Consider the following 4,137-nt stretch of genomic DNA (forward strand, 5'->3'; position numbering starts at 1 on the left):
GGCGCCTGGTTCTTTGGTGGAGGCGGTGAGTCGGCTGCCGAGGTGGGAACTCGCGTGCCCGAGCGAGCGACTCGCCGATCACCCGGCCGCAGCCCGGCGAGTCCCCACTTCCAGCCCCGCGAGTCCCCACTTCCAGCCCGGCGAGTCGCCACTTCCAGCCGGCGAGTTGGTCGTTCCCGGGGTCGGGTGGGGTGAGTGTGGGCGTGTTGGTGTTGATCGTGGCGGGCTAATCTGCACGGCATGTCTTCGTCGGAGGCGGACTGCCTGTTCTGCAAGATTGTGGAGGGGGACGTGCCGTCCACGCCCGTGTACGAGAACGGGACGACCTATGCGTTCCGGGACATCAACCCGCAGGCGCGGGTGCATGTGCTGGTCGTGGCGCGGCAGCATCACGAGGATGCCGGGGCGCTGGCCGGGGACGATCCCGCGCTGCTGGCCGACGTGATTCTGGCCGGGGTCGAGGTCGCCAGGCAGGAGGGGATCGAGGAGTCGGGCTACCGGCTGGTGTTCAACACCGGCGACGACGCGGGCCGGACGGTGTTCCACGCGCACCTGCACGTCCTGGGCGGCGAGCAGCTGGGGCTGTTCGGGCGACCAGGGTGAGGTTTGGCCAATGCACTGTGTCGGCGGCTGCGGCTAGCATCAACATGGACACGCACACCGTTTCGAGTTGGCGCACAGGCGCAGAAGGCAGGACCGAGAGCACGTGACGGGTACCGCTGAGGGTGATACCACCCGTACTTCTGGTGCGCCAACGGAGACCGAGACCGTCGAGTCCGCAGCCCAGTCCCGATTCGCCGTACCCGACGACGCCGTCCTGGCTCTGCTCGGGTCGCGGGACGAGAACCTGCGGACCGCGGAGGAGCTGCTCGACGCGGACATCCACGTCCGGGGCAACGAGGTAACCCTTTCGGGTAACCCGGCCGACGTGGCGTTCGCCGAGCGGGTCTTCGCCGAACTGGTCGTCCTCGCCGGGCGGGGGCAGCACCTCGGCGCCGACACCGTCCGGCGCACGGTCGCGATGCTGTCCGCCGGGTCCACCGAGTCCCCGGCCGACGTGCTCAGCCTGGACATCCTGTCCCGCCGGGGCCGCACGATCCGGCCCAAGACGCTCAACCAGAAGCGCTACGTCGACGCGATCGACGCGCACACCGTGGTGTTCTGCATCGGCCCGGCCGGCACCGGCAAGACCTACCTGGCCATGGCCAAGGCCGTGCAGGCGCTGCAGGCCAAGCAGGTCAACCGGATCATCCTGACCCGGCCCGCGGTGGAGGCGGGCGAGCGGCTCGGGTTCCTGCCCGGCACCCTGTTCGAGAAGATCGACCCCTACCTGCGGCCGCTGTACGACGCGCTGCACGACATGGTCGACCCGGAGTCCATCCCGCGGCTCATGCAGGCCGGCACGATCGAGGTCGCCCCGCTGGCGTACATGCGCGGCCGCACCCTCAACGACGCGTTCATCATCCTGGACGAGGCGCAGAACACTTCGCCCGAACAGATGAAGATGTTCCTCACCCGCCTGGGGTTCGGCTCCAAGATCGTCGTCACCGGCGACATCACCCAGGTCGACCTGCCCGGTGGTCAGGTCAGCGGCCTGCGGGTGGTCCAGGACATCCTGCAGGGTGTCAACGACGTGCACTTCTCCCAGCTGAACAGCCACGACGTGGTGCGCCACCGGCTGGTCGGCAGCATCGTGGACGCCTACGACCGCTGGCAGGCGGCGCAGGACGCCAAGGCCGAGGTGCGCGACCCGCACCGCCGCGGAGCCGTGGGGCAGGCGCGACGGGGACGATGACACCGTGAGCATCGAAATCGCCAACGAGTCGGGGATGGCGGTTGACGAACCGTCCATCGTTTCCGCTGCCCGGTTCGCCCTCGACCGGCTCGGCGTGAGCCGGCTCGCCGAGTTGTCGGTCTCGCTCGTCGGCCTGGAGGTCATGGCCGACCTGCACGAGCGCTGGCTGGAACTGCCCGGCCCCACCGACGTGATGGCCTTCCCCATGGACGAGCTGGACTCGGCCCGCCGCCCGGACGCCCCCGACTCCGGCCCGGCCCTGCTCGGCGACGTCGTGCTGTGCCCGGCGTTCGCCAAGGACCAGGCCCGGCAGGCGGGCCACAGCCTGCTCGACGAGCTGCACCTGCTGACCGTGCACGGTGTGCTGCACCTGCTCGGGTACGACCACGCGGAGCCAGCCGAGGAACGCGAGATGTTCACACTGCAGAAGCGCATCCTCGCCGACTTCCGGGTCGCCCGCTCGGACGAGCTCCGCAGGGCCGCCCAGCGGCGCGAGGACGACAAGGTACTCGGCACCGTGGGTCTCGACGAGGACTCGGTGGGCTGAGTAGGAGATCGCGATGTCGAACTCGGCTGGACTCTTGGTCATCGCGGTACTGCTGGTGCTCGCCGCCGGGCTGTTCGGCTGCGCGGACGCGGCGCTGTCGGCGGTGTCGCGGGCCCGGGTCGAGGGCATGATGCGGGCCGGGCGGCCGGGTGCGCGCCAGCTGCTGGCGGTGATCACCGAGCGGCCGCGGCACATCAACCTGCTGCTGCTGTTGCGGTTGAGCTGTGAGCTGGCCGCGACCGTGCTGGTCACCGTGGCCTGCCTGCAGCTGATCACGCCGCCCTGGCTGGCCGGCCTGGTCGCCGCGCTGGGCATGATCGTGGTGAGCTACGTGCTGGTCGGCGTGGGGCCGCGCACCATCGGCCGCCAGCACCCGTACGCGGTGGGCCTGATCGCGGCCGGCCCGGTCCGGGTGCTCGGCTCGATCCTCGGGCCGCTGTCCAAGCTCCTGATCATGATCGGTAACGCGATCACGCCGGGCCGCGGGTTCCGTGAAGGGCCGTTCTCCTCCGAGGTCGAGCTGCGCGAGCTGGTCGACATGGCCGAGGAGCGCGGCGTGGTCGACGCCGACGAGCGCGAGATGATCCACTCGGTGTTCGAGCTGCGCGGCACGATCGCCCGCGAGGTCATGGTGCCGCGCACCGAGATGGTCTGGATCGAGGTGGACAAGTCGGTGCGCCAGGCGCTGGCCCTGTCGCTGCGCACCGGGTACACCCGGCTGCCGGTGATCGGCGACAGCGTGGACGACGTGGTCGGCGTGGTCAACCTCAAGGACCTGGTGCGCGCGGCGATGGAGTCGGGGCCGGACGGCGACGTGTGGCTCAACGTGGGGGAGCTCATGGTCCCGGCGTCGTTCGTGCCGGACACCAAACGGCTCGACGACCTACTCGGCGAGATGCAGCTGTCCCGCAACCACATGGCGATCGCGGTCGACGAGTACGGCGGCACGGCCGGGTTGCTGACCATCGAGGACATCCTGGAGGAGATCGTCGGCGAGATCACCGACGAGTCGGACACCGACGACCGCCCGCCGATCGAGCATCTGGAGGACGGCGCGGTGCGGGTCAGCTCGCGGCTGCCGGTGGAGGATCTCGGCGCGCTGTTCGACGTCGAGCTGGACGATCACGACGTGGAGACCGTCGGCGGGTTGCTGGCCCAGCGGCTCGGCCGGGTGCCGCTGCCCGGGGCGGAGTGTGAGATCGCCGGGTTACGCATGCGGGCCGAGGGCGGCAAGGACAGCCGGGGCCGGGTGCGGATCACCTCGGTCGTCGTGCGCGGCGGCGAGGTTCGCCGGATGGCGCACACCGAGAGTCCCGAACGGGAGAGGAGTGTCGAACATGGCTGACCTGGACGCCGAGGACGCCAAGCTGGTCACCCTGGCCCGGTCCGCCCGCGCCCGCACCGGTGCCCCGGAAGGCGCCGCCGTGCGGGACGCCGACGGACGCACCTACGCCGCCGCCACCGTCGCCCTCCCGTCGCTGCGCCTCACCGCGATGCAGGCCGCCGTCGCCGCCGCCGTCTCCAGCGGCGCCCGCACCCTCGAAGCCGCCGCCGTGGTCACCGAAGAGCCCACTGTGGACTCGGCCTCCCGCGCCGCCGTAGCGGATCTCTCCCCGGACGCCCCCGTCCACCACGCCGATCCCGCGGGCGTTGTACGCGGTTAGCCGCCGAACCTGGCACCCGATCCGTCCGCTCCGAAGCCAGGCAGCAGGCGCTCGGCCTCCGGCCGGCGCCGCGCCGAACCGGTGCCTGGGGCGCCGCGCCGAACCGGTGCCTGGGGCGCCGCGCCGAACCG

The 4,137-nt window shown here is 71.1% G+C and carries 5 protein-coding genes; all 5 read left to right on the forward strand.

All coding sequences use genetic code 11. The annotated features are described in order from the left end of the window. Window positions 1-240 precede the first annotated feature (240 nt). The 5 genes from VFO68_RS00665 (at window position 241) to VFO68_RS00685 (ending at window position 4,006) form a co-directional block, all read left to right on the forward strand. On the forward strand, window positions 241-603 hold the full coding sequence (locus tag VFO68_RS00665) for a histidine triad nucleotide-binding protein (protein ID WP_325156129.1): 363 nt from the start codon (window positions 241-243) through the stop codon (window positions 601-603). Window positions 604-706: 103 nt separating this feature from the next. Beyond that, on the forward strand, window positions 707-1,795 hold the full coding sequence (locus VFO68_RS00670) for a PhoH family protein (RefSeq protein WP_325156130.1): 1,089 nt from the start codon (window positions 707-709) through the stop codon (window positions 1,793-1,795). A gap of 4 nt (window positions 1,796-1,799) precedes the next feature. Beyond that, window positions 1,800-2,342, forward strand: a complete 543-nt coding sequence (gene ybeY / locus VFO68_RS00675; RefSeq protein WP_325156131.1) for an rRNA maturation RNase YbeY — start codon at window positions 1,800-1,802, stop codon at window positions 2,340-2,342. A gap of 13 nt (window positions 2,343-2,355) precedes the next feature. Continuing rightward, window positions 2,356-3,687, forward strand: a complete 1,332-nt coding sequence (locus VFO68_RS00680) for a hemolysin family protein (RefSeq protein ID WP_325156132.1) — start codon at window positions 2,356-2,358, stop codon at window positions 3,685-3,687. Beyond that, window positions 3,680-4,006, forward strand: coding sequence for a cytidine deaminase (locus VFO68_RS00685; RefSeq protein WP_325156133.1), 327 nt, complete (start codon window positions 3,680-3,682; stop codon window positions 4,004-4,006). Before VFO68_RS00680 ends, VFO68_RS00685 begins: the two co-directional genes overlap by 8 nt. Window positions 4,007-4,137: the final 131 nt, after the last annotated feature.

Source organism: Actinophytocola sp. (assembly GCF_035712165.1).
Lineage (GTDB): Bacteria > Actinomycetota > Actinomycetes > Mycobacteriales > Pseudonocardiaceae > DASYTH01.

Bases quoted from the DNA above. Each gene is read 5' to 3' on its own strand.
- VFO68_RS00665 (WP_325156129.1), top strand. From the start codon at position 241: ATGTCTTCGTCGGAGGCGGACTGCCTGTTCTGCAAGATTGTGGAGGGG.
- VFO68_RS00680 (WP_325156132.1), top strand. From the start codon at position 2,356: ATGTCGAACTCGGCTGGACTCTTGGTCATCGCGGTACTGCTGGTGCTC.
- VFO68_RS00685 (WP_325156133.1), top strand. From the start codon at position 3,680: ATGGCTGACCTGGACGCCGAGGACGCCAAGCTGGTCACCCTGGCCCGG.